The sequence below is a fragment of the Mesorhizobium subarcticum genome, from assembly GCF_055456085.1.
Map to the genome: position 1 here is coordinate 1 of NZ_CM144237.1, position 23,429 is coordinate 23,429.

22 protein-coding genes and 2 pseudogenes are annotated in these 23,429 nt (G+C 61.0%); 18 read left to right on the forward strand and 6 right to left on the reverse strand.

Features of this window, described 5'->3' with window-relative positions:
• Window positions 1–180: 180 nt before the first annotated feature.
• The 11 genes and pseudogenes from trbB (at window position 181) to ACZYHG_RS00055 (ending at window position 9,988) form a co-directional block, all read left to right on the forward strand.
• Complete coding sequence (trbB, locus tag ACZYHG_RS00005) at window positions 181–1,164, forward strand: P-type conjugative transfer ATPase TrbB (protein ID WP_464611973.1); 984 nt, start codon at window positions 181–183, stop codon at window positions 1,162–1,164.
• A complete protein-coding gene (locus tag ACZYHG_RS00010) occupies window positions 1,161–1,493 on the forward strand; it encodes a TrbC/VirB2 family type IV secretion system protein (protein ID WP_188345436.1) in 333 nt (110 codons plus the stop codon). Before trbB ends, ACZYHG_RS00010 begins: the two co-directional genes overlap by 4 nt.
• Window positions 1,493–1,774, forward strand: coding sequence for a VirB3 family type IV secretion system protein (locus ACZYHG_RS00015; RefSeq protein ID WP_464611974.1), 282 nt, complete (start codon window positions 1,493–1,495; stop codon window positions 1,772–1,774). The genes ACZYHG_RS00010 and ACZYHG_RS00015 overlap by 1 nt, the downstream gene beginning before the upstream one ends.
• 12 nt (window positions 1,775–1,786) lie before the next feature.
• Window positions 1,787–4,256, forward strand: a pseudogene (trbE, locus tag ACZYHG_RS00020) (conjugal transfer protein TrbE).
• Window positions 4,253–5,017: a P-type conjugative transfer protein TrbJ gene (trbJ, locus tag ACZYHG_RS00025; RefSeq protein ID WP_464611975.1), complete on the forward strand. Its 765-nt coding sequence runs from the start codon at window positions 4,253–4,255 to the stop codon at window positions 5,015–5,017. The pseudogene trbE and the gene trbJ overlap by 4 nt, the downstream one beginning before the upstream one ends.
• Window positions 5,018–5,027: 10 nt before the next feature.
• Window positions 5,028–5,381: a putative entry exclusion protein TrbK-alt gene (trbK-alt, locus tag ACZYHG_RS00030; RefSeq protein ID WP_464611976.1), complete on the forward strand. Its 354-nt coding sequence runs from the start codon at window positions 5,028–5,030 to the stop codon at window positions 5,379–5,381.
• 4 nt (window positions 5,382–5,385) lie between these two features.
• Entirely contained in the window at window positions 5,386–6,750 is a 1,365-nt protein-coding gene (gene trbL, locus ACZYHG_RS00035) for a P-type conjugative transfer protein TrbL (RefSeq protein ID WP_464611977.1), read from the forward strand.
• Window positions 6,750–7,439 carry a conjugal transfer protein TrbF gene (gene trbF / locus ACZYHG_RS00040; RefSeq protein ID WP_464611978.1) on the forward strand — a complete coding sequence of 230 codons (690 nt, stop codon included), beginning with the start codon at window positions 6,750–6,752 and terminating at the stop codon, window positions 7,437–7,439. Before trbL ends, trbF begins: the two co-directional genes overlap by 1 nt.
• Window positions 7,436–8,485 carry a P-type conjugative transfer protein TrbG gene (gene trbG / locus ACZYHG_RS00045; RefSeq protein ID WP_464611979.1) on the forward strand — a complete coding sequence of 350 codons (1,050 nt, stop codon included), beginning with the start codon at window positions 7,436–7,438 and terminating at the stop codon, window positions 8,483–8,485. Before trbF ends, trbG begins: the two co-directional genes overlap by 4 nt.
• Entirely contained in the window at window positions 8,482–9,720 is a 1,239-nt protein-coding gene (locus tag ACZYHG_RS00050) for a TraB/TrbI/VirB10 family type IV secretion system protein (protein ID WP_464611980.1), read from the forward strand. Before trbG ends, ACZYHG_RS00050 begins: the two co-directional genes overlap by 4 nt.
• 1 nt (window position 9,721) lies before the next feature.
• Window positions 9,722–9,988: a DUF2274 domain-containing protein gene (locus ACZYHG_RS00055; RefSeq protein ID WP_464611981.1), complete on the forward strand. Its 267-nt coding sequence runs from the start codon at window positions 9,722–9,724 to the stop codon at window positions 9,986–9,988.
• Here ACZYHG_RS00055 and ACZYHG_RS00060 read toward each other — a convergent pair.
• The 5 genes from ACZYHG_RS00060 to ACZYHG_RS00080 form a co-directional block, all read right to left on the reverse strand.
• Window positions 9,894–10,886, reverse strand: coding sequence for a LysR family transcriptional regulator (locus ACZYHG_RS00060; RefSeq protein ID WP_464611982.1), 993 nt, complete (start codon window positions 10,884–10,886; stop codon window positions 9,894–9,896). The genes ACZYHG_RS00055 and ACZYHG_RS00060 overlap by 95 nt on opposite strands.
• Before the next feature lie 453 nt (window positions 10,887–11,339).
• The gene (locus ACZYHG_RS00065; RefSeq protein ID WP_464611983.1) at window positions 11,340–11,621 is read right to left on the reverse strand and encodes a hypothetical protein; all 282 of its coding nucleotides are present in this window, start codon (window positions 11,619–11,621) and stop codon (window positions 11,340–11,342) included.
• 9 nt (window positions 11,622–11,630) lie between these two features.
• Window positions 11,631–12,503, reverse strand: coding sequence for an isocitrate lyase/phosphoenolpyruvate mutase family protein (locus ACZYHG_RS00070; protein ID WP_464611984.1), 873 nt, complete (start codon window positions 12,501–12,503; stop codon window positions 11,631–11,633).
• A complete protein-coding gene (locus tag ACZYHG_RS00075) occupies window positions 12,478–13,716 on the reverse strand; it encodes a pyridoxal phosphate-dependent aminotransferase (RefSeq protein WP_464611985.1) in 1,239 nt (412 codons plus the stop codon). Before ACZYHG_RS00075 ends, ACZYHG_RS00070 begins: the two co-directional genes overlap by 26 nt.
• 125 nt (window positions 13,717–13,841) lie before the next feature.
• Window positions 13,842–14,753 carry a LysR family transcriptional regulator gene (locus ACZYHG_RS00080; protein WP_464611986.1) on the reverse strand — a complete coding sequence of 304 codons (912 nt, stop codon included), beginning with the start codon at window positions 14,751–14,753 and terminating at the stop codon, window positions 13,842–13,844.
• 166 nt (window positions 14,754–14,919) lie between these two features.
• On the opposite strand from ACZYHG_RS00080, the gene ACZYHG_RS00085 reads away from it, so the two are divergent.
• The 6 genes from ACZYHG_RS00085 to ACZYHG_RS00110 all read left to right on the forward strand — a co-directional run bounded on the left by ACZYHG_RS00085 (window position 14,920) and on the right by ACZYHG_RS00110 (window position 21,819).
• Window positions 14,920–16,095 carry an ABC transporter ATP-binding protein gene (locus ACZYHG_RS00085; protein ID WP_464611987.1) on the forward strand — a complete coding sequence of 392 codons (1,176 nt, stop codon included), beginning with the start codon at window positions 14,920–14,922 and terminating at the stop codon, window positions 16,093–16,095.
• Between the two features lie 68 nt (window positions 16,096–16,163).
• On the forward strand, window positions 16,164–17,048 hold the full coding sequence (locus ACZYHG_RS00090; protein ID WP_464614839.1) for a carbohydrate ABC transporter permease: 885 nt from the start codon (window positions 16,164–16,166) through the stop codon (window positions 17,046–17,048).
• Window positions 17,045–17,881, forward strand: coding sequence for a carbohydrate ABC transporter permease (locus ACZYHG_RS00095; protein WP_464611988.1), 837 nt, complete (start codon window positions 17,045–17,047; stop codon window positions 17,879–17,881). The genes ACZYHG_RS00090 and ACZYHG_RS00095 overlap by 4 nt, the downstream gene beginning before the upstream one ends.
• Window positions 17,882–17,945: 64 nt before the next feature.
• Window positions 17,946–19,205, forward strand: coding sequence for an ABC transporter substrate-binding protein (locus ACZYHG_RS00100; RefSeq protein ID WP_464611989.1), 1,260 nt, complete (start codon window positions 17,946–17,948; stop codon window positions 19,203–19,205).
• A 223-nt stretch (window positions 19,206–19,428) separates the two neighbouring features.
• Window positions 19,429–20,565: an N-methyl-L-tryptophan oxidase gene (gene solA / locus ACZYHG_RS00105; RefSeq protein WP_464611990.1), complete on the forward strand. Its 1,137-nt coding sequence runs from the start codon at window positions 19,429–19,431 to the stop codon at window positions 20,563–20,565.
• Window positions 20,566–20,640: 75 nt separating this feature from the next.
• Window positions 20,641–21,819, forward strand: a complete 1,179-nt coding sequence (locus tag ACZYHG_RS00110; protein ID WP_464611991.1) for an aminotransferase-like domain-containing protein — start codon at window positions 20,641–20,643, stop codon at window positions 21,817–21,819.
• Window positions 21,820–21,991: 172 nt separating this feature from the next.
• On the opposite strand, the gene ACZYHG_RS00115 is transcribed toward ACZYHG_RS00110, so the two are convergent.
• Window positions 21,992–22,282 carry a hypothetical protein gene (locus tag ACZYHG_RS00115; RefSeq protein WP_464611992.1) on the reverse strand — a complete coding sequence of 97 codons (291 nt, stop codon included), beginning with the start codon at window positions 22,280–22,282 and terminating at the stop codon, window positions 21,992–21,994.
• Between the two features lie 104 nt (window positions 22,283–22,386).
• Between ACZYHG_RS00115 and ACZYHG_RS00120 the strand changes: the two are divergent.
• Window positions 22,387–23,361 (forward strand): annotated as a pseudogene (locus ACZYHG_RS00120) (IS5 family transposase); the annotation flags it as partial.
• Window positions 23,362–23,429: the final 68 nt, after the last annotated feature.

Below are 23,429 nucleotides of genomic sequence, written 5' to 3' on the forward strand. Positions count from 1 at the left end.
GCGGAAGCTGACTGTCCATCTGACAGGCCCGCGCATTCGGTAATTCCGCCGTTCTCCTGTATTTGCACGCTAGGCTACTACGACGATCTAATCTTGTTGAACCGGCCTGATTTCTGGCTCTTTTAATCACCCCGATCCAGGGCCGCGTGTCGTGCGCGCCCGCGAAAGAACGGGGACGACGTGGCGACAACTCACCAGAAATCCGAAGCGATCGTGCGGGGCGCGCGTATGTTGCGCACCGCCCTTGGCCCCGCCATCGCCCGGTTTCTGGAAGATCCCGCGATCGTTGAGGTGATGCTCAACCCCGACGGACGGCTCTGGATCGACCGACTTTCCGAGGGGCTTTCCGATACCGGTGAGCGGCTCTCCCCCGCCGACGGCGAACGGATCGTGCGCCTGGTCGCGCACCATGTCGGCGCCGAGGTCCATGCTGGTAGCCCACGCGTTTCGGCCGAACTGCCCGAGACGGGGGAGCGGTTCGAAGGCCTGCTGCCTCCTGTCGTCTCATCGCCTGCATTTGCAATCCGCAAGCCCGCAGTCGCCGTCTTTACTCTCGATGATTACGTCGCCGCCGGCATCATGACGAAGGCGCAATCCGAGGCGCTACGCGACGCAGTGGCGTCCCGGAAAAACATCCTCGTCGCCGGCGGCACCTCGACAGGCAAGACGACGCTCACCAACGCGCTCCTGGCGGAAGTCGCCAAGACGGACGATCGCGTCGTCCTGATCGAGGATACGCGCGAGCTGCAATGCGCAGCACCCAACCTCGTCGCGCTGCGCACCAAAGACGGCGTCGTCTCGCTCTCAGATCTGGTGCGCTCCAGCCTGCGGCTCCGACCAGACCGGATTCCGATCGGCGAGGTCCGCGGCGCTGAAGCCCTCGACCTTTTGAAAGCCTGGGGCACCGGCCATCCGGGCGGTATCGGCACCATCCACGCCGGCACCGCGATCGGCGCGGTGCGCCGCCTCGAGCAACTCATCCAGGAAGCCGTCGTCACCGTCCCGCGCGCGCTAATCGCCGAGACCATCGATCTCGTCGCCGTCCTTTCCGGCCGCGGCACCCAGCGACGCCTGACCGAACTCGCCCGTGTCGATGGGCTCGGCCCGACCGGCGACTATCGCCTAACCCTCGCAGCATCCGAACCATCGGGAGATCCAGCATGATCCGTTATTCGCACCGCATACGCCGTCACATCGCAACTGCGGCGGCCGTCACGTTCCTGTCGATCGCCCTGACGCCCGCCGCCTATGCGTCGGGCTCGTCCATGCCGTGGGAACAGCCGCTCCAACAGATCCTCCAGTCGATCGAAGGCCCGGTCGCCAAGATCATGGCGGTGATCATCATCATCGTCACCGGTCTGACGCTGGCCTTCGGTGATACGTCGGGTGGCTTCCGCCGGCTGATCCAAATCGTCTTCGGCCTGTCGATCGCGTTCGCCGCCAGCTCGTTCTTCCTGTCGTTCTTCTCGTTCGGCGGTGGGGCGCTCGTCTGATGGCCGTTCCGACTGAACATGCCGGCGAGGTGCCGGGCTTCTCCGTTCCGGTCCACCGGGCGCTGACCGAGCACATCCTGCTCGGCGGCGCCCCGCGCGCGATCGCCATCCTCAACGGCACGCTGGCGGCGGCGCTCGGTCTCGGGCTGCGTCTCTGGCTGGTCGGCCTCAGCCTTTGGGCCATCGGCCACTTCGCCGCCGTCTGGGCAGCCAAGCGCGATCCACAATTCGTCGATGTGGTGCGCCGCCATCTGCGCATCCCCGGCCACCTGGCGGTCTGAGGAGACGCATCGATGTTAAACCTTGCTGAATATCGCAATCGCAACACAAGGCTCGCCGACTTCCTGCCTTGGGTCGCCCTGGTCGGCGAAGGCGTCGTTCTCAACAAGGACGGATCGTTCCAGCGCACGGCCCGTTTCCGCGGCCCAGATATGGATAGCGCCGTGCCGGCCGAACTGGTCGCCGTCGCCGGCCGGCTCAACAACGCCTTCCGGCGTCTCGGCTCCGGCTGGTCGATTTTCGTCGAAGCGCAGCGCCATGCGGCCGGGACCTATCCCTCCAGCATGTTCCCGGATTCAGCGTCGGGTCTGTTGGATGCCGAGCGCAAGGCCGACTTCGAGGAGGCGGGCACGCATTTCGAGTTCGAGCTACTTCCTGACCTTCCTCTATCTCCCGCCTGCCGAGGATGCCGCGCGCACCGAAGCCTGGCTCTACGAAGGCCGCGAACAATCGGGCGTCGATGCCCATGAGATCCTGCGCGGCTTCATCGACCGCACCGATCGCGTGCTGCAGCTCGTCGAAGGTTTCATGCCCGAATGCCTCTGGCTCGACGACGGCGAGACGCTGACCTACCTCCATTCCTGCGTCTCGACCAAACGCCACCGCGTGCGCGTTCCCGAGACGCCGATGTATCTCGATGCGCTGATCGCCGACCAGACGCTCACCGGCGGGCTGGAGCCTAGATTGGGAACGGCGCATCTGCGCATCCTCACCATCGTCGGCTTTCCGACGGCAACCACGCCTGGATTGCTCGACGATCTCAATCGGCTGGCCTTTTCCTATCGCTGGTCGACCCGGGCGATCCTGCTCGACAAGACCGATGCGACCAAGCTGCTGACGAAGATCCGGCGGCAATGGTTCGCCAAGCGCAAATCGATCGCCGCCATCCTGAAGGAGGTGATGACCAACGAAGCCTCGGCGCTCGTCGACACAGATGCCGCCAACAAGGCAGCCGACGCCGATCTAGCGCTTCAGGAGCTCGGCGCCGATTATGCCGGCCAGGCCTATGTGACGGCGACCGTCACGGTCTGGGACGAGGATCCGCGTATCGCTGCCGAGAAGCTGCGGCTGGTCGAGAAGATCGTCCAGGGTCGCGACTTCACGGCAATGCCCGAGACGATCAATGCCGTCGATGCCTGGCTCGGCTCGCTGCCCGGCCACGTCTACGCCAATGTCCGGCAACCGCCGATTTCCACGCTCAATCTCGCCCACATGATCCCGCTGTCGGCGGTGTGGGCGGGGCCGGAACGGGATGAGCACTTCGGGTCGCCCCCCTTGCTCTACGGCAAGACCGAGGGAAGCACCCCGTTCCGGTTTTCCCTTCACGTCGGCGACGTCGGGCACACGCTCGTCGTCGGCCCGACCGGCGCCGGCAAGTCGGTGCTGCTGGCGCTCATGGCGTTGCAGTTCCGCCGTTATGGCAACTCTCAGGTGTTCGCTTTCGACTTCGGCGGATCGATCCGCGCGGCGGCGCTGGCGATGCGTGGCGACTGGCATGATCTCGGCGGTGGCCTGACCGAGGGATCGGACACCACGGTCTCGCTCCAGCCGCTGGCCGGAATCCACGAGGTTCAGGAACGTGCCTGGGCCGCAGATTGGATCGTCGCGATCCTGATGCGCGAGGGCGTGCCGATCACGCCTGACGTAAAAGAACATCTGTGGTCGGCGCTGACCTCATTGGCCTCCGCTCCGATCAACGAGCGCACCATCACCGGCCTCGCCGTCCTGCTGCAGTCGAACGATCTGAAACAGGCGCTGCGACCCTATTGCGTCGGAGGTCCCTATGGTCGGCTGCTCGACGCGGAGGCCGAGTATCTCGGTGACGCCTCGGTGCAGGCCTTCGAGACCGAGGGCCTGATCGGCACCGGGGCCGCGCCCGCAGTGCTCGCCTATCTGTTCCATCGCATCGAGGATCGGCTCGACGGCCGACCGACATTGCTGATCGTCGATGAAGGCTGGCTCGCCCTCGACGACGAAGGCTTTGCCGGCCAGCTCCGCGAGTGGCTGAAAACGCTGCGCAAGAAGAACGCCAGCGTCATCTTCGCCACGCAGTCGCTGTCGGACATCGACAATTCCGCGATCGCGCCAGCAATCATCGAGAGCTGCCTGACCCGCCTGCTGCTGCCGAACGAGCGTGCGATCGAGCCACAGATCACCGCCATCTATCGTCGCTTCGGCCTCAACGACCGCCAGATCGAAATCCTCGCGCGGGCCATGCCGAAGCGCGACTACTACTGCCAGTCACGGCGCGGCAACCGACTGTTCGAGCTGGGCCTGTCCGATGTCGCACTGGCGCTCTGCGCCGCATCCTCGAAGCAGCACCAGGCTCTGATCGCCGAGGTGTTCGCCCGGTCCGGCCGTGACGGCTTCCTGCACGAGTGGCTCGCCGAATGCTCGCTCGGCTGGGCGTCGGATCTGATCGCCGATCTCACCAACGTCATTCCCCAGACCGCCATCCCCACCAGCCCGGAGGTATCGTTATGACCCGTTATCGCTCCCGCACGCGCGCCGCTCGGCTCGTCTTCTCCATGCTGGCGGCGCCGTTGGCGCTGGCGCCGCTGCTGACCTCGCCGGCGCACGCCATCATCGTCTTCGACCCCACCAATTACGCGCAAAATGTCCTTCAGGCGGCCCGCGCGCTTCAGCAGATCAACAACCAGATCACCTCGCTGCAAAATCAAGCGACGATGCTGATCAACCAAGCCCGCAATCTCGCAAGTCTGCCGTTCTCAGCGCTCCAGCAGCTTCAGCAATCCGTGCAGCGGACGCAACAGCTCCTCGCCCAAGCGCAGAACCTAGCCTACAGCGTCCAGGATATCGACAAGGCATTCCAGACCAAATACGGCAACATCTCGCTATCGGCATCCGACCAACAGCTTGTCGCTGACGCGCGTTCGCGCTGGCAGAACACGGTCGGCGGCCTGCAGGACTCCATGCGCGTCCAAGCTGGCGTCGTCGGCAACATCGACACCAACCGGACGCAGATGTCGGCGCTGGTCGGTCAAAGCCAGGGCGCGACCGGAGCCCTTCAGGCGACGCAGGCCGGCAACCAGCTCCTCGCGCTACAGGCGCAGCAACTCGCCGACCTCACGGCCGTCGTCGCCGCCAATGGCCGGGCGCAGGCGCTCCAGTCCGCCGAGCAAGCCACGGCGGCCGAACAGGGACGCGAGCAGCGCCGTCGCTTCCTTACCCCCGGCTCCGGCTATCAGCCCGGCAACGCCCGGATGTTCCAGAGCGGCAACTGAGGGTGCGATCATGGATGGAAAGATGTTCGCCCGCATCGGTGCCATCGTCTTCAGCGCCGTGGCCGTCACCGCCACGGCGGTCGAGATGGCCAGACACGAGGACGCGCCGATCTATCGACGTGTCGATCGTTCCAGTGACGAGGCCGCCGACCCCTTGCGGGCCGAACTCACCCGCTGCGCAGGGATCGGCGAGGCCGGTCCGCGCGACCCGTCCTGCCTGCACGCCTGGGCCGAGAACCGCCGCCGCTTCCTGGCTCCCGGATCTCGCCCCGCCGAGCGGTTGCCCGACTCACCGCAGTCGCCGCACCCGATGGCGACCATCCCGGCGCCAACGGTTCCGCTCCAACCCGAAGAAGTCAGGTAAAACCATGGGCGGCTCCGGCGTCATCGACCACTTCCTGGAGGTCTTCACCCGCTACATCGATAGCGGGTTCGGCCTGTTGAGCGGTGAAGTCGCGTTCATCGCCACGACCCTGATCGTCATCGACGTGACGCTCGCCGCCCTGTTCTGGAGCTGGGGTGCCGACGACGACATCATTGCGCGGCTGGTGAAGAAGACCCTGTTCGTCGGGGTGTTCGCCTACATCATCGGCAACTGGAACAATCTCGCCCGCATCGTTTTCGAGAGTTTTGCCGGGCTCGGCCTGAAGGCGAGCGGCACGGGCTTTACCACAGCGGATCTGCTGCGTCCCGGCAAGGTGGCGCAAACCGGGCTCGATGCCGGCCGGCCGCTGCTCGATTCCATCTCCGGCCTGATGGGCTACTGGAGCTTCTTCGAGAATTTCATCCAGATCGCCTGCATGTTCTTTGCTTGGGCACTGGTGCTACTCGCCTTCTTCATCCTCGCCATCCAGCTCTTCGTGACGCTTATAGAGTTCAAGCTGACGACGCTCGCCGGCTTTGTTCTCATTCCCTTTGGCCTCTTCGGCAAATCCGCCTTCATGGCCGAGCGGGTCCTCGGCAACGTCATATCGTCCGGCATCAAGGTGCTCGTGCTCGCCGTCATCATCGGTATCGGCTCCACCTTGTTCTCGGAATTCACCGCTGGCTTCGGTGGCGCGACACCGACGATCGACCAGGCCATGGCGATCGTGCTCGCAGCGCTCTCGCTGCTGGGCCTCGGCATCTTCGGTCCCGGCATCGCCAACGGCCTCGTCTCCGGCGGACCGCAGCTCGGCGCGGGCGCGGCGATCGGCACCGGGGTTGCCGCCGGGGGCATGGTCGCCGCCGGCGCGGCCACCGTGGGAGCTGTTGCTTCCGGAGGTACTGCCGCGATCGGTGGCGCGGCCGCCGCCGCGCGCGGTGGAGCCGCTCTCGCAGGTGGAGCGTCCAGCGCCTACAGCCTCGGCGCGGCTGGCCAGTCCGGTGCGGCGGGTGTCGCTTCCGGCCTCGGTGGCGTAGCCCGCGCCGGCGCGTCCGCTGCAGCCTCTCCGCTGAAACGCGCCGCGTCGCGTACGGCGGACAGTGTGAAGTCGAGCTTTTCCGCCGGCGCCAAGTCCGCCTTCGAGGCAACCGGCGGCTCTTCGACCGCCGGCACGATCGGCGGCGACACCGAGGCCGCTAACGACTCCTCTACCAGCCAGAGCGCGTCTTCCCGGCCGCCCAACTGGGCCAAGCGCATGAAGCGCTCTCAGAACATCACCCACGGCGTCCAGGCCGCCGCGCATGCCGTCCGCTCCGGCGACAGCCATGGCGGCGGCTCTTCCATCAACCTATCCGAAAGCGAACGCTGATGAGCCTCTTCAAACGACCGGCAACCCACTATGGCAAATCACCCGAGCCCGAGACGCCCTACCAGCGCGCTGGCCAGGTCTGGGACGAACGCATCGGCTCGGCCCGTGTGCAGGCAAAGAACTGGCGTTGGATGGCGTTCGGCTCGCTGATCCTCTCGGCCGGCTTCGCTTCCGCGCTGGTCTGGCAGTCGGCGCGCGGAACGATCGTGCCCTGGGTGGTGCAGATCGATCGCCTCGGGCAGGCGCAGGCCGTCGCGCCCGCCACCGCCGACTATCAACCGACCGATCCGCAGATGGCCTGGCATCTCGCCCGCTTCATCGAGCAGGTTCGCTCGATCCCGGCCGACGCCATCATTGTCCGGCAGAACTGGCTGCGCGCCTATGAGTTCACGACCTCGGCTGGCGCGATGGCGCTCAACGACTATGCCCGCGCCAACGACCCCTTCACCAAGGTCGGCAAGCAGCAGATCTCGGTCGATGTCTCGTCGGTCATCCGCGCGTCGCCAACGAGTTTCCGCGTCGCCTGGGTCGAGCGCCACTATCAGGACGGCGCGCTTGCCGAGACATCACGCTGGACCGCCATCCTCACCATCGTCGTGCAGCCGCCGCGCGACGCCGAAAAACTCCGGGCCAATCCGCTCGGAATCTACGTCAACGCCATCAATTGGTCACGGGAGCTGGGACAATGAAGTCGTCTTTCCGTAAAGCCGGAAACCCGGCTTCACATACATCCGCGTCGTCGGTTTTGCGCAAAGCCGGGTTGCCGCTCATCCTCCTCGCGACGACCGCACTCGCCGGCTGCGCCACGTCGCATAAGCCGCCCGAGATCAGCTATGACGACGCCGCGCCGGCCGTGCAGACGGTCGATCCGCCGGCGCCGGTCACCGTGGTCGAACTTCCCCGGCCACTGCCGCTACCCGGCCAGATGAAGCCGGTCGAGACGAAGCGGAGAGCACCTGAGGCGTCCGATCCGACAGCGCGGGTCAACCAGGCCAACGCCGCTGCTCGCATTCAGCCGGTACGCAACGGCTTCATCAACTCGATGCAGGTCTATCCGTTCACACAAGGCGCACTGTATCAGGTCTACACCGCCGTCGGGCAGATCACCGACATCGCGCTCCAGCCCGGCGAGCAGCTCGTCGGCTCCGGTCCCGTCGCCGCCGGCGACACCGTGCGCTGGATCATCGGTGACACGGAAAGCGGAACCGGCGCGACGCGACAGATCCATATTTTGGTGAAACCGACCCGCGTCGAGCTGATGACCAACCTGGTCATCAACACCAACCTGCGCACCTACTACATGGAGCTGCGCTCGACCGAGCGGACATATATGGCGTCCGTTTCCTGGCAGTATCCGCAGGATCAGCTCATCGCGCTGCGCCGTCAAAATACCGAGGCCCAGGCAGTCCAGCCAGTCGCCACTGGCATCGACATTTCCCGCGTCAATTTCCGCTACGAGATCGACGGCGACCGCGCGCCGTGGCGGCCGCTCCGCGCCTTCGATGATGGCCGTCAGGTGTTCATCGAGTTTCCGCGCGGCATTGGTCAGGGCGAGATGCCGCCACTCTTCGTCATCGGCCCTGAAGGCAACACGTCCGAGTTGGTGAACTACCGGGTTCGCGGCAACCACATGATCGTCGACCGCCTGTTCGCCGCTGCCGAGCTGCACTTTGGCGCGGGCGACCGCCAGAAGCGCGTGCGGATCACCCGTACCGACGGGAGGCCGGCATCGTGAGCGACATCGAAACCGGACAAGAGGAACGGCCCGAGCCGGAAAACGTCGAGCAGCCCCTGACCGGCGAACCGGCGCCGCCAATGCGGCTGCGCGCTGAGGCGCCGCGTGTCACGCGCTTGTCGAGGAAGGTGTTGACCGGTCTCGGTTTCGTCGCCAGCGTCGGGATCGGCGGCGCGCTGATCTACGCCCTCCAGACCCGCGACGGCGGTCGGCCGAATGAGGAGCTGTATTCGACTGACAATCGCGCCACCGCCGACGGCCTTGCCGGCCTGCCGCGGGACTATACGGGGCCGGTGCTGGGCCCTCCGCTGCCCGGCGACCTTGGCCGTCCCATCCTCGACGCTCAGAACCGGGGGCAGCAGGTCCCCGTTCCTGGCATGGCGACACCCAACCCCGGCCTCAGCGCCGAGGAACAGCGCCGGCTGCAGGAATTGGAGGCCGCGCGCACGGCGCGCCTGTTCGCCTCGACAGAAACCAGGACAAGCGCGCCCGCGGCGGTATCACCTGGGGCGACGCCAGCCGCCAATCCCCAACTGCCTCTGCCCGACCTGACAAGCCTCGGCCTTGCACCGCAGCCCGCCACACCGACCGCGCAGGACCGCCAGCTCGCCTTCCTCAACGCTGCCGCCGATCGACGGACCGTCTCCCCGGATCGGGTCGCTGCGCCGGCGTCGCCGAACATCCTGCAGGCCGGAGCGGTGATCTCGGCGGCGCTGATCACCGGCATCCGCTCCGATCTGCCCGGCCAGATCACTGCTCAGGTCACTGAGAACATCTATGACAGCCCGACCGGCCGCATCCTGCTTGTGCCCCAAGGCACCAGATTGATCGGCCAATACGATAACGGCGTCGGCTTCGGCCAGCGCCGCGTGCTGCTGGTCTGGAACCGGCTCATCATGCCGAACGGACGCTCGATCGTGCTCGAACGCCAACCAGGCACCGACTCCGAGGGATATGCCGGTCTGGAGGATGGCGTCGACTATCACTGGGGCGAACTGTTCAAGGCCGCCGCGCTCTCCACCATCCTTAGCGTCGGCGCAGAGGCAGGATCGTCGGGCCAGGACAGCGACATCGTGCGCGCGTTGCGCCAAGGGGCATCGGACAGCGTCAATCAGACCGGTCAGCAGATCGTTAGCCGACAGCTCAACATTGCGCCGACGCTTACCATTCGACCTGGATTCCCAGTCCGCGTGATCGTCACCCGCGATCTCGTCCTCGAACCATACAGGGGCTGAAATGACCAAGCTGAAACTCGGCCCGATTACCGAAGACAAGCAAGTCAAGGTCACAATAGACTTGCCTGGTAGCCTGCATCGTGATCTCGCCGCCTATGCCGAGGCCCTGGCCAGGGAGAGCGGTCAGCCCCCTGCCGATCCAAAGCGGCTGATCGTGCCGATGCTGGAACGGTTTATTGCGACGGATCGGGGCTTTGCAAAGGTGCGGCGAGCGCTGGATCAGAACCGTTCATCCCGCTTTCCGAAGGACCAGTCACGCCCGTCATGACAACGCTGGCCTCACCGCGTTTCGAAATGACTTTGGCCAAGCTGAGAAGCCGCCGGAAGGCCGGATTGTCATTGCGGGGCGACCATACCGCGCAGAAAGGCAGCACTTCGCCGGTAAGAGGGCGATAGACGACACCGGGAAACTGAGCAGCGATCGTCGCTTCGCTGGTGAGCGTCAGACTGCTTCCGCCGGCGACAATCTGCATCAGTGTGTCTCGATAGACCGCATGCTGCTGTACGCTTGGACTATGGCCGAGTTCGGCAAGATGCTTCACCAAGTAGTCGTGAATCTCCTGCCCCGACTGCGCTTCGCTGACGATGAACTCCCGGTCTCGAAGATCGCTCCACGCGATCCCCTCTTTTGCGGCCAGTTCATGCCTGCCCGACATCGCTACGAAAATCCGCTCGTTCCACAGATGCAAAACGTCGCAGTCTTCGGGCGCAGGCGTGCCCGTCAGGAAGGCGACATCCAGCCGGTGCTGCTGGATCGCCGGAACATGTTGAGAAGCTTCACCTTCGACATATTCGATCCGCACCTCGGCATGACTGACACAATAGGCATCCAGAAGCTTGGCGATGAAACCGGAAGCAATCGAGGACATCAGGCCGATCCTGATGATGCCCGCTTGCCCTCGCCCTATGGCGCTGGCATCAAGGGTAGCATGGGTGAGTTGGTTCAGCGCTTTGCGTGCCCTTCGGATGAAGCGCTCACCTGCAACAGTGAGACAGACGCCACCATGAGCGCGAATGAACAGGGCAGCGCCAATGTCGTCTTCCAGATCGCGGATGCGGCGACTGATCGTCGATGGCTCGACGGAAAGGCTGCGAGCAGCCCGCCGAAAGCTTCGCTGCTCCGCCGCTGCGAGAACGTATCGCAGATGGCGAAGCTCGAATTTCATACCGCAAATTCCCGATATGGCGGGAAGCTGAATGCTGCAACGCGCGCAGTTCCGTCAAGGAAAACACCTTGTCCAGTAGATATTAGCTTAAGGCCTGTCGCTGAACCGCAAGCCCAGTTTTTTGCATCCATCCCTTCTGGCTTGATCACATTGCCTCCCTATCCGATTCCGCGCTATGGCTCTCCAATTCGTCCTCTTTCGACGCCAAGCCGCAATCGGGCATCGCGATCTCATTCGGTTCAACGACTGGGCTGACCGCATTCTCAGGAACCAGATGAGAACCAGGCCGACGCTAGCCCTCTATATTCGCTGGCCCTGCAACGGCCACGGCAACGCTCTTCCCGGCCACGGGTTGAGATGTTCGGCAGAGAATCCTCGACGCCAACCAAGTGTGAGCCTGGCCGAGACCGAAAGCGAGGAAACGGCGCTCACCTTTGGTGAGGCCAAACAAGCTCAAGCCTCTCTGTCGTCAACGCCCTTACCGCCTACCGCCGGCGCCATCACGTGAGCTTGGACCGCTTCCTTCCACAGCCAAAGCTCGTCATGTGCAGAGAGCGCCTCGGCTCTCTCTTCCACATATCGCGTCGCGACCTGGACAAAGACTGCGTCTCCGAACTTGGCGCGAAACGCTGCGATCTGATCAAGGTCGAAGTTTAATGTGACGGCATCTCCGTCTTCGGCAACGGAGATACCGAACTCGGGGTCATCGGAATTGGCGGCGGGCGTTAGCCGCATAGTGCCCACCTATCTCAGGAACCGCTTTTCGTCGGTCTTGACCTGGTCCATCTTCTGAAGCCGGAAGATCTCTTCGACGGGCACGATGTCTTTGTGCACATTCTGCACGCCGCCATCGGCGATGATCCGCCGGAACGCTTCCTGCATCGCAGTCGTTGCGGCGCGGATGCCATAATTGCCGTAGATCGTCATCTTGATGTTGCCGAGCGCGCGGATACGCGTGGCATCGAGTTCCGGATAAGCGTTGGGAACGACGACCAGCGGAACGGGTCCTTTCCAGGCGCGCGAAAAACTCTCGATTTCGGCCGGATCCTTCTTCTTCGAGTGGATCAGGATCATGTCTGCCCCGGCCTCGGCATAGGCCATGCCGCGCTTCAGCGCTTCCGCTTCGCTCAACCCGGCAATCAGGGCTTCCGTACGGGCAATGACGAGGAAATCCGGGTCGCTGCGGATGGAGACCGCAGCTTCGATCTTGCCCTGGAATTCCTCAATACGCAGAAGTTCTTGGCGCCCATCGGCGGCAAGGCTGGTGACTTTGGGGAAAGTCTTGTCCTCCATCACGACGGCGGCCGTGCCCGCCTTTTCGTATTCCTGGATGACATGGATGACGTTCACGGCGTTGCCGTAGCCCGTATCGATATCGGCGACGATCGGCAACGAGGACTGACCGGCGATCGCCCGCAGCATATCGAGATGCTGGGTCATCGTGATCAGGCTCATATCGGCAAGACCGTAAAGCGCCGAAAGCTCGAAGCCGGAAGCCCAGAGGCCGTCGAAGCCGGCCTCTTCGGCCAAGATGGCGGACAGCGGGCTGTGGGCCGCCATAATATGAACAAGGCCGCGTTCGGCCATGCGGTCACGCAGTTGCTTTGCTTTGCTCATAGATACTCTCACTTTCTGACAGGGCTTCGCAGGCTGCAAGAATGCGGTCGCAGGCATGCTGGAGATCCTCGATCGACGCGGCGTAGGAAATGCGGATATAGGGCGAGGCCATGAAGCCGCTGCCCGGCACAACGGCGACGCCGAAATGCTCCAGAAGATACATGGCGAAAGCCATGTCGGTCTCGATCACCTTGCCCTGAGGACTTGTCTTGCCGATCACACCGGCGCAATTGACGAAGACATAGAAGGCGCCATCCGGGGTCCGGCATTTGAGGCCTTGGGCCTCGTTAATCTTCTCCACGACGAGATCGCGGCGCTTGCGGAAGCTGGAGACGAAATCGTCGATGTAGTCCTGGTTGCCACCGATCGCTTCGATCGCTGCATATTGCGAGATCGAGCTGGTGTGGGACGACGTCTGCCCCTGGATCGTATTCATCGCCTTGATCAGATCCTTCGGCCCGGCGCCGTAGCCGAGGCGCCATCCGGTCATGGCGCTAGACTTGGAAACGCCGTTGACGGTCAGCGTCCGGCCGATGAGGTCTGGCGCGGCTTCCGCCATCGTCGCGAAACGCACGCCATAAACGAGTTTTTCGTAGATATCGTCTGCGAGCACATGAACTTGAGGATGGCGGCGCAGAACGACGGCGAGCGCCGCAAGCTCGGCCTTGGAATAGACCGCACCGGTCGGATTGTTGGGTGAATTCAGCATCAGCCACTTGGTGCGCGGCGTCATCGCCGCCTCCAGATCTTGCGGCTTCAGCTTGAAGCCGAAACGTTCGTGGCAGGCGACGAGAACCAACTCGCCGCCGGCAAGCCGCACCATGTCCGGATAGGACACCCAGCAGGGTGTCGGGATGATGACCTCATCGCCCGGATCGAGACTGGCGAAGAGCGCATTGAAGACCACCTGTTTGGCGCCGCAGCCGACCGTGATCGCGTCGATGTCGTAGTCGAGGCTGTTGTCGCGCAGCAGCTTTTGACGGATCGCCTCACGCAGCGGCTTGACGCCGGCGACAGGCGTGTAGCGTGTCTTGCCTTCACGGATGGCAGCTATTCCAGCTCTTTGCACCACGTCGGGCGTATCGAAATCCGGTTCGCCCTGGCTGAGCGTAATGACATCAATGCCCTTCTCCCGCAAAGCGGCGGCAGCGGCAGTCATAGCCTTGGTTTGAGAAGGACGGACGGCTTGCAGTCTTTTGGCGATGAGTGACATACCACTCTCCTCGAAATTCCGAGTTTATCCCAGAACTAGCCAAAGTAACTGCAACTCGCCAATTACGGCATCGCGTAAAACGAGGATAATGATCGCATTTACCGATGACATCAGAAGCGCGCGACCTATTTGGCTGGGACGTCTTCCTCCGTCATCTTCCGGCAAAGTCGGGTCAGCCAACGGCAAAAGGCGCGGGCGACATCCGGGTTGTCGCTGCGATCGATTGCATAGGCACGGTACTGCATGCCGCTTGGCGCGCGTGACCCGGCAAGCACTTCCAGAAGGCCCTGCCTGATCAGCTCCGCAACCACGATATGCGGCGTCACCAGCAGGCTCTGCCCGGTCGTTACCGCCGGCAGTGCGAGATAGTGCTGGTCGTAACGGGCGCCTGAGGTGATATCGGATGTCTTCAGGTTCATTCCGCGCAGCCAGGTGGGCAGAATGTCGGGCCGGGACGTCACCGCAATAATCGGGGTGCTCCGCAAGGCCTTGAGGCCGCGGCCAGCGACACAATCCGGCGCCCCGACACAGACGAGTTGCTCGTCATAGACGTCCCAGCGGTCAGCCGGCTCGGTCAACATCAAATCTCGAGTCAACAGTACGTCGAAGCTGTCGGTCGAAGCGGGTGCAGACAAGGTGCTGATGACGTCGACCGTGACGCCGCCCATTTCTTTCGAGAATTCGCGTAGATTGGGGATGAGGACCGTATAGGCGAAGGTGGAAAGCGACGTCCGCACGACGAGACGATTGACGTCCTTCCTGTCGCTGCGACGCATCCGCTTTGCGGTAAAGAGGATCGTATCGAGCGGTTCGGCGACGGCATCGGCGAACAGTCGCCCGAAGTCCGTCAACTGGCTCTGGCGGCCGCGCCGCTCGATCAGCTTTGCCCCGAAATACTCCTCCAGCACTGCAAGATGGCGGCTGACCGAGCTCTGGGTAATGCCGAGTGTCTTCGATGCCCGCGTGACGCTGTTGTCTCGCGCGACCTGCACGAAGGCCCGCACGGCATTGAGTGAAAGATCCTTTTCCTCGGCCAAATTCGTCTCCCATGAACCGGATGGACACTCATCCAGAATCGCTGATCTGACATCGCAATATTCGATGATTGTCACAACCATGTAACAAAGCCATTCGATGGTCAGCCTCAATTTTGAACTCATCAAGGCGATGCTTTTGAACGTTGCCGACTGAAAGAGGTAATCGATGTCGGCTATATCAATCGAAAAAATAGAAAAGACATTCGGCCCCACCCCCGTGCTGCGCGATGTCTCGCTGAAGATAGCCGATGGTGAGTTCCTGACGCTGCTCGGCCCGTCTGGCTGCGGGAAGTCGACGCTGCTGCGCATCCTCGCAGGCCTCGAGGTGCAGACCGGTGGTTCGATTTCGATTGGCGATCGTGTCGTCGACGGCGTACGTCCGAAGCGGCGCGACGTGGCGATGGTGTTCCAGTCCTATGCGCTCTATCCGCATATGACAGTCGCTCAGAACATGGCCCTGCCCTTGCGTATGCGGCGGCTGTCGGCCTGGCAGAGGTTGTCGATGGTCGGCGGGTTGCTGCCGGGCACCAAGGCGATATCTTCAGAGATTGAGCTGGATGTGATGCGGACCGCGAAAGCGCTTGGCATCGGCCATCTGCTTGCCCGCAAGCCTGGCCAGTTGTCGGGCGGCCAGCGTCAGCGCGTGGCCGTGGGCCGTGCCATGGTGCGCCAGCCCGCCGTTTTCCTGATGGACGAGCCGCTCTCCAATCTCGACGCCAAGCTCAGAGTTCAGATGCGCGCCGAGATCAAGGAATTGCATCAGCGCCTCGGCGTCACCTTCGTCTATGTCACTCACGACCAGTCCGAAGCCATGACCATGTCGGACCGGGTGGCGGTCATGCTCGACGGCGAGTTGCTGCAGGTCGCCCCGCCGCAGGAGATCTATGCCGATCCCGACGACCGGCGCATCGCCGAGTTTATCGGCTCACCCAAGATCAACATGCTGGACGCAAGGCTACGCGAAGACGGACTGGCCGATACGGCCGGCACGAGCTTTTCTATCGCCGGCAATATCGGACCGGGTACAGCCCTGACCCTGGGTATCCGCCCCGAAGCGTTCCATCTCGTCGATGCCGGTGGCCCGAATGTCCTGACCGGCGCGGTGCGGCTGGTCGAGCACATGGGGTCAGACCTCTTCGTCCATCTTAACGTTCCGGGAGCCGATCATCCGGTCATTGCCCGGCTCCTCGCCGAACGCGCACCGCAGATCGTCTCGGGCCAGACCCTGCATCTCGGTATCAAGCCGGAGCGCCTGCTGCTCTTTTCCGCCGACGGACGCCGCCTGCGCCCGAATGATGATGCGGGCGCGACCGTGCTGCGGATCAAGGAGCACGTGCAATGAGCAGCGCCGCTTCCACCGCAATCAAACCTGCCGGCTCTTCGGCAGACCGGCACGTCACCCGCAAGGCGCTGCGCAATCACAGGCTTGCCGAAACACTCGCGGCCTGGTCATTGGCCGGACCGGCGTTGGTGCTACTGATCACCCTGTTCTTCCTGCCGGTCTTTGCCGTCTTCGGCATTGCGCTCACCGACTGGCAGTTCGGCGCCAGCAATCTCTCTTTCGTCGGGCTCGGTAATTTCAAGGAGGTTTTCGCCGACGAGGGTTTCCGCGCTTCGCTGGTCAACACCATCCTCTATGTCGCCATCGTCGTGCCCGGCACAATCATCCTCGGCCTTGTGATTGCGCTTCTGATCGAAAGCGGCAAGTCTTGCCGAGCCTTCTACCGGGCCATCCACTTCCTGCCCTTCATGGCGACGCTGACGGCCATGGCGATCGCCTGGGAGGCGCTGCTGCATCCCACCATCGGTCTTGTCAACCAGACACTCGCCGGCCTCGGACTGCCGACGGCCAATTGGTTGCGCGACGAGAACACGGTGCTGCCGGTGCTCGCGGTCATCGGCATCTGGCAGAATCTCGGCTATGCCATGGTCCTGTTCCTCGCCGGGCTCAAATCGATACCACAGGATCTCTATGACGCCGCCGACATTGACGGCGCTGACCTTTGGCTCGACCGACTACGCACCGTCACCCTGCCGATGCTCGGCCCGGTCACCATGTTCGTCTTCATCGTCGTGGCACTCCGGTCCTTCGAGACCTTCGATACTGTGCAGGTTCTGACGCAGGGCGGACCCGGTCATGCCTCCGAGATGCTGCTCTACACCCTCTATCGCGAGAGCTTCCAGTACCTGCGCACCGGTTATGGCGCCTCGGTTGCCGTCGTCTTCCTCTTCATCGTCGTCGCGCTGACCCTCATCCAGGCCCGCGTCATGGACAAAAGGGTTCACTACCAATGAGCACCGATCGTCTCACACCACCGTCGGCCATCATGCGCCATGCCGCCCTGCTGATCACCAGTGCGCTGATCCTCATTCCCTTTGTGTGGATGGTCTCGCTGTCGATCAAGCCGCCGGGCGAGATCTTTCGCGCTTCCTTCAGCTTCTGGCCGCAGCAGTTCTACGGGATCGAGAATTACACGAAGGCTCTGACCGAGGCACCGTTGCTGCGCTATATGCTGAACGGAGTCATCGTCTGCACTTCCATCTTGGCGCTCCAAATCATCGTTTGCGCACCAGCGGCCTATGCTCTGGCCAAGCTCGAATTCCCGGGCCGAAACCTGCTCTTTGCGCTTGTCCTTATCGGGCTTCTGTTGCCACACGAGGTGCTGGCGCTTCCGCTGTTCATCATGGGTTATCAGGTCGGCATCCTTAACACTTATGCCGCGCTGATCTTTCCATATGTCGTTTCCCCCTTCGGGATATTCCTGTTTCGGCAGTTCTTTAAGACGATTCCCGATGACGTGGTTCACGCGGCCAGACTCGATGGGCTCTCCGAACTAGCCATCATCTGGAGGATCATGGTGCCGATGGCTCTGCCGGCCATCATCACGTTCGGCATCTTCTCGGTGGTGTCCCACTGGAACAGCCTCTTCTGGCCCCTAATCGCCGTGCGTGATCAGAGTTTGATGCCGCCGCCCCTCGGGATCATGGCGTTCAAGAACGAGGAAGCGGGTAACGACTATGGCCCACTTATGGCGGCATCTACCTTGGTTGTTATGCCCCTCGTCGTCGCCTTTCTCAGTGCACAACGATGGTTCCTCGATGGCCTAAGCAAAGGGGCGGTCAAATGACAACGCCGTACAGAATGTACCCGAAACACTGTCAACCATAAGCGAATTCATGAAAGGAAATAACATGCGCCTCAATCGTAGAGAAATTCTCCTAACTGCTGCATCAGCCGCTATGGTTGCGGCAAGCAAACCAGTCTTCGCCCAGACAGAGACAACGCTCGACGTTCTCTACTCAAATTCGAATCTATTTAAAGGACCAATGGAAGAAATTTCACGACGGTTCGAGCAAAGCCATCCTAGCGTAAAAATCAATCTCACGACCGTGAAAAATTATACTGAAATGTTGCAGCTTATGCTACGGGCTGCAATCACTGGTGACGCTCCGGATATAGGGTTTCAAGGTCTTGGTTTCGTCAACGTCCTTTCTGAACGCCAAATTGCCGTGCCACTCGATACTTTTATCGAGCGGGAAACAAATTGGGAATCTCTCGGATACTCGAAATCGGTAATGTCACTTGCTGCCCACAATGGCACAACGGTTGGGGTTCCGTTCGCGCTTTCCATTCCCACCGTTTATTATAATGCAGAACTCGTCCGAGCCGCCGGTGGAGACCCCGAAAACTTACCATCTACCTGGCCAGAAATTATTCAGTTGGCGAAACGAATTGAGGCTCCAAGCGGCGGTATCTACTTCGACTACCTGCCTACGGGAAATTGGACGTTCATCGCTCTCGTTGAATCGCAGGGTGGCCATATGATCTCTTCCGATGGGAAGAAAGTCACTTTCAACGGACCGGAGGGACTGTCTTCGCTGGAGATTCTTGAGAAGATCGGAAGGGCCGGTTTCACGGATATGACGCGAGATCAGGCAAAGCAAGCCTTCGCGTCTGGTGCGCTGGGCATTCTGATCACTGCAAGCGCAGACACTACATTCTTTGAGGAACAGGCCGCCGGCCGATTCTCCGTTCGCGTGGGTCCTTTTCCCGTGCCTGCCTCGAATGGCAGGCTGCCCGCGGGGGGGAATGCCGCAATGATCCACACCAAGGACCCCATTAAGCAAAGAATCGCGTGGGAGTACATCAAGTTTGCCACGGGTCCGGACGCACAGGTGCTAGTCGCAAAAGCAACGGCCTACATACCGGTCAATCAAATCGCCTTGAACGATCCTAATCTTCTCGGGAAATTTTACCAGTCTCGGCCGAATCGGCTGGTTCCTGTTAAGCAATTGCCAATCGTCGGTAGCTGGTTCTCCTTCCCGGGCGAAAACTCTCTGAAGATCACTAAAGTCATTGAAGATCACCTTCGCGGCGTTCTTCTGCAACAGCTGCCGCCCAATTTGGCCATGGAGAAAATGGCCTCCGAGGTGCAGAGTTTGCTGCCCTAAACAGTTGCCGCTGCTGGCTAAACGACGCTCCAGCTAAGGCATCACCAAGCGTAAATCTTCTGAGCGCGGACGCGAGCAGTTGCCCGATCTTCCGACAAGAGGACTGCACAACCGCTTTGGCCACGCATAGCTCGGTAGGCGGCTGTCGAGGCAAACTTGGTCTGCGTATTCACCAGGACGGATCTCCTGTCCGTATTTCAAGATTAAGGAAATGAGTGCTGACATGTCGAAACTGAGCGTCATAGTGCTAGGGCTCGGCGGAATGGGGAGTGCGGCTGCCGCAGCACTATCCCGTAGAGGTTGTGAAGTCATCGGCTTTGAGCAGCACTGGAGAGCTCACAATCAAGGCTCAAGTCATGGCGATACCCGAGCAATTCGGAAAGCTTATGTGAGAGATCCGGCATATATACCTCTCGTGTTTGAGGCCTATGATCTCTGGCGACGAATGGAACGAGATAGTGGCGCTGAACTCTTCACTGAATGTGGTGGACTTGTTGTTACCCCGCCAGAAAGCCAAACGCTAGCGCGCTCCATTGCCGCCGCTGACTTGCATCATGTAAACTACGAAATACTGGAACCCAGTGAGGTTTCACGTCGATGGCCGACGATGAGTCCGCCGACGAACAGTGTTGCCTTCTATGAACCTAGCCAAGCGATCGTCCGCCCCGAGAAGGCGGTGACGACAAACATTGAAATGGCTATCCGGCACGGTGCTAAACTGCATTTTGAAACCCTTGTCCATCAATGGAAAAGCACCGCAGATGGTGTTGAAGTGAGTACATCAGCGGGCACATTTCGCGCTGATAGGCTTATTATAGCTGCTGGTGCATGGACAGGAAAGTTGCTGCAGGGTCTCACTCTTCCCGTTCATGTCGGCAGGCTTTTGCAAGTGTGGGTTGAGCCAAGAGGAGGAGGCGCGCAGTTTGGAATCGGGCACCATCCGCGGTGGGTTCTCGAGGACACACAGGGGACAGTAGCCTACGCATTTTCTGCGATGCCCGGCGAAAAGACGGTAAAGATGGCATTCTCTGCTGGTACTCCTACCGATTTCGAGCGTTTTGAACGCAATGCGCTGCCTGGCGAGGTCGAGAAGCTCGTCGAATTCATGGCAGATCTCGTGCCTGCGCTACGTGGCCGCACAGCAAGCCGTGTAGTTGCCTGCCCGTATGCCCACACTCCGGACGAAAATTTTGCCATTGGCGTCCATCCATCACATAGCCAAGTGATTATTGCTGCTGGCTTCTCAAGCCACGGCTTTAAATTTGTTCCCGTGATCGGTGAGATACTTGCGAACTTGGCTGAAGACGGAACAACGCCCCATAATATTGAACTTTTCAGTCCAATTCGATTTCGGGCGTAGGTCCGATCTATCTTAGGATCGTAGAGCGCCAGCGAAGCGCTCAAATCGGCAGCAGCGTGGACGAGTTCGGACTAAATGCAGGAATTAACTCCAAATCGTCCTCTTAATTCAGCTAAATACGACGTGATGGGGGCAAATGTGTCTATAAGAACGTATCAAGAAATAAGCCTTATTCGCTCAACACCTCCCAGTGTTGGTGATGTCGCAACAGCACTTAAGCAAACGCTTGAGAAAATCATGATGGACGCCTCGTGTGCAAGGTTAATTCAACAGCACCGATTTGGCGGAAATCGGCTTGATAAAGAGGCTGCATCAAAATGGCTTGAACGAAGATTCGGGGAACAGATAGATCCAAATCGGATCATTGTCATGGGCAGTGCGCAAAATGCGATGTCAATGCTACTGTCCCATCTGGTAAGTCCCGGCGAAGCGATCGCTGTCGAAGATCTGAGCTATCATGGCCTTCGTATGATAGCAGGATACAGGGGAAATATTCTAATTCCTATCAAGATGGATGATCAAGGAGCGACAATAACGGCGCTGGCTGAGGCGATTGAGCAGAAGAAGCCGAAAGCCGCTTTTCTCATGCCAACGCTACATAATCCAACCACCGCGATAATGTCTGAGGAACGCAGATTTGCGATTGCCGATCTTGCGAGATCAAGCGAAGTCGTACTCATCGAGGACGACGTGTATGGTGGGCTACTTCACAATTCACCTCGGCCGATCGCTGCATTGGTTGCTGATGTGGCTTGGTATATTACCAGTTTTGCTAAAACGATCGGTCCAGGAGTAAGGCTTGCATATGTAGTTGCGCCTTCAGCGGCGGCAGCGGATGGCTTTATCAAATCTGTACAGGGGGTGTCTTACTGGTTTCCTACCCCGATTGCTGCAGAAATCGCGCAGCGTTGGATATTCGAAGGAACAATGACGACATTGTGCGAAAGCGTACGGCAAGAAGCCGTCGCCCGCCAGGAAATCGCAGTAAACTTTCTCGGTCATCTTCGAATGAAAACGAAGCAGGAATCCCTGTTCTCTTGGCTCGAATTGCCGAGTGGGATCGATCAATCACACCTCATTCAGGAAACGGCCAAGCAAGGCGTAATCCTTAGGCCGGGTACTGTTTTTGAAGAAAGGCCAGGCGCATCGGATGGGTACATTCGGCTAGTTTTTGGCAGTCCGGACACACGCGAAGAATTGCGATTTGCGCTACGGGTCATAGCCGATGCCATCGGAGCACAGCGTTGTGACTGAGTTCAGTTTTCTTATCGTAAGTTTCGATGGTCTCCGTCCGCTACTACGAAGGCCTTGCGCACGGCTACGCGATGTTCGCGAAAGGCGTTCCAGCGGCTCGTCGTGCGCTCTCCGACACCGCAGCCTTCTTTCGCAAGGTAGCATCGGCTCGCTGCAACGAAGAACATGACGTTCAGCAATGACCAGTCTCGAATCCACGCCACAAAGCGTCGTCCTCGATAGGTCTGGGATCACGGATTGCCACGTCCACATCTTCGGATCGAGCCGCGATATGGCCGAACCACGTCACCCACACCCGGAAGAGCCGGCTGCTCTGGAAGATGTCGAGAAACTGGGTGCTGCGCTCGGCGTACAACGTTATGTTCTGACGCAGCCGAGTTTTCTTGGCTTTGACAACAGCTTGATCCTGTCTGCGCTGGCAGCTCGTCCAGCCGATTTGCGCGGTGTGATCTGGCTCGATCATTCTCACCATCCTAAGTTCGGGTAGGCGCAGCGTTGGTGCATGGATCCTTTGTCAACGGTTTGGCGATAGGCAGGCAGGATCGAAATCAGCTTGATTTGAGTGCCATGCCGTACAAACACAACGCAGATCGTCGTCATCACGTCGGAAAGATGAAATTCAGGGTGACGAATTGGCGTGATTACGAAGCAGGTCTGCGCCGGCGTGGTAGCCTGACCTTATGGGTAACGCCGGAGGCACTGGCGGGATGGCGCGCTCCGCGACGCAAGACCCGCGGCGGCCAAGCCCGGTATTCCGATCTCGCCATTGAGACAGCGCGGACGCTGGGTTGCGTCTTGGCAATGCGGCTGCGCCAGACCGAGGGATTGCTCCACTCGCTGCTGGATCTCATGGGGCTGAAAGTCCCAGTTCCAGATCATACGACGCTGAGCCGTCGGGCACAGAAGTGGGAGCCATCAGCCCGACGAAACCCGCCGCTGCCGGACGGCCCGCTGCATGTGCTTGTCGATAGCACGGGATTGAAAGTCTACGGCGCCGGGCAATGGCTGGAGCAGAAACATGGCGCCAGATCACGTCGCAACTGGCGCAAGCTGCATCTGGCAGTGGATGCCGACAGCGGCGAGATCATTGCCCATACCCTGACTGATCAGGACACTGGCGATGTCTCTCAAGTTGAGCCACTACTCGACCAGATTGGCGGTCCGATCGGACAGTTTACTGCTGACGGCGCCTATGACGGAAAACCGACTTACGACGCAGTCATCGATCACAGCGCTGCCGCCGCAATCGTCATTCCGCCTCGCGTCAACGCGGTCGAACCATTCGATGATAGACCTGCCGGCCAAAGGGACCAGCATATCGCCGCAATCGGCAGAGACGGCCGGATGAAATGGCAGGTCTCCAACGGTTATGGCAAACGCTCGCTGGTCGAGACCGCCATAGGGCGATACAAGTCCACCATCGGGCGGCGTTTGCGGGCACGGTCGCTTCCCGTTCAGCAGACCGAAGTCGCCATCGGCTGCGCCGTCCTCAACCGCATGCTTGCCTGCGCACGCCCGAAATCCGCCCGCCGCAAGGCGGCCACGGCACAGTCTGCCGCTTCAAAGATCGACATCCGCTCAAGTCCGGACCCATGCACCATGTGTAGACG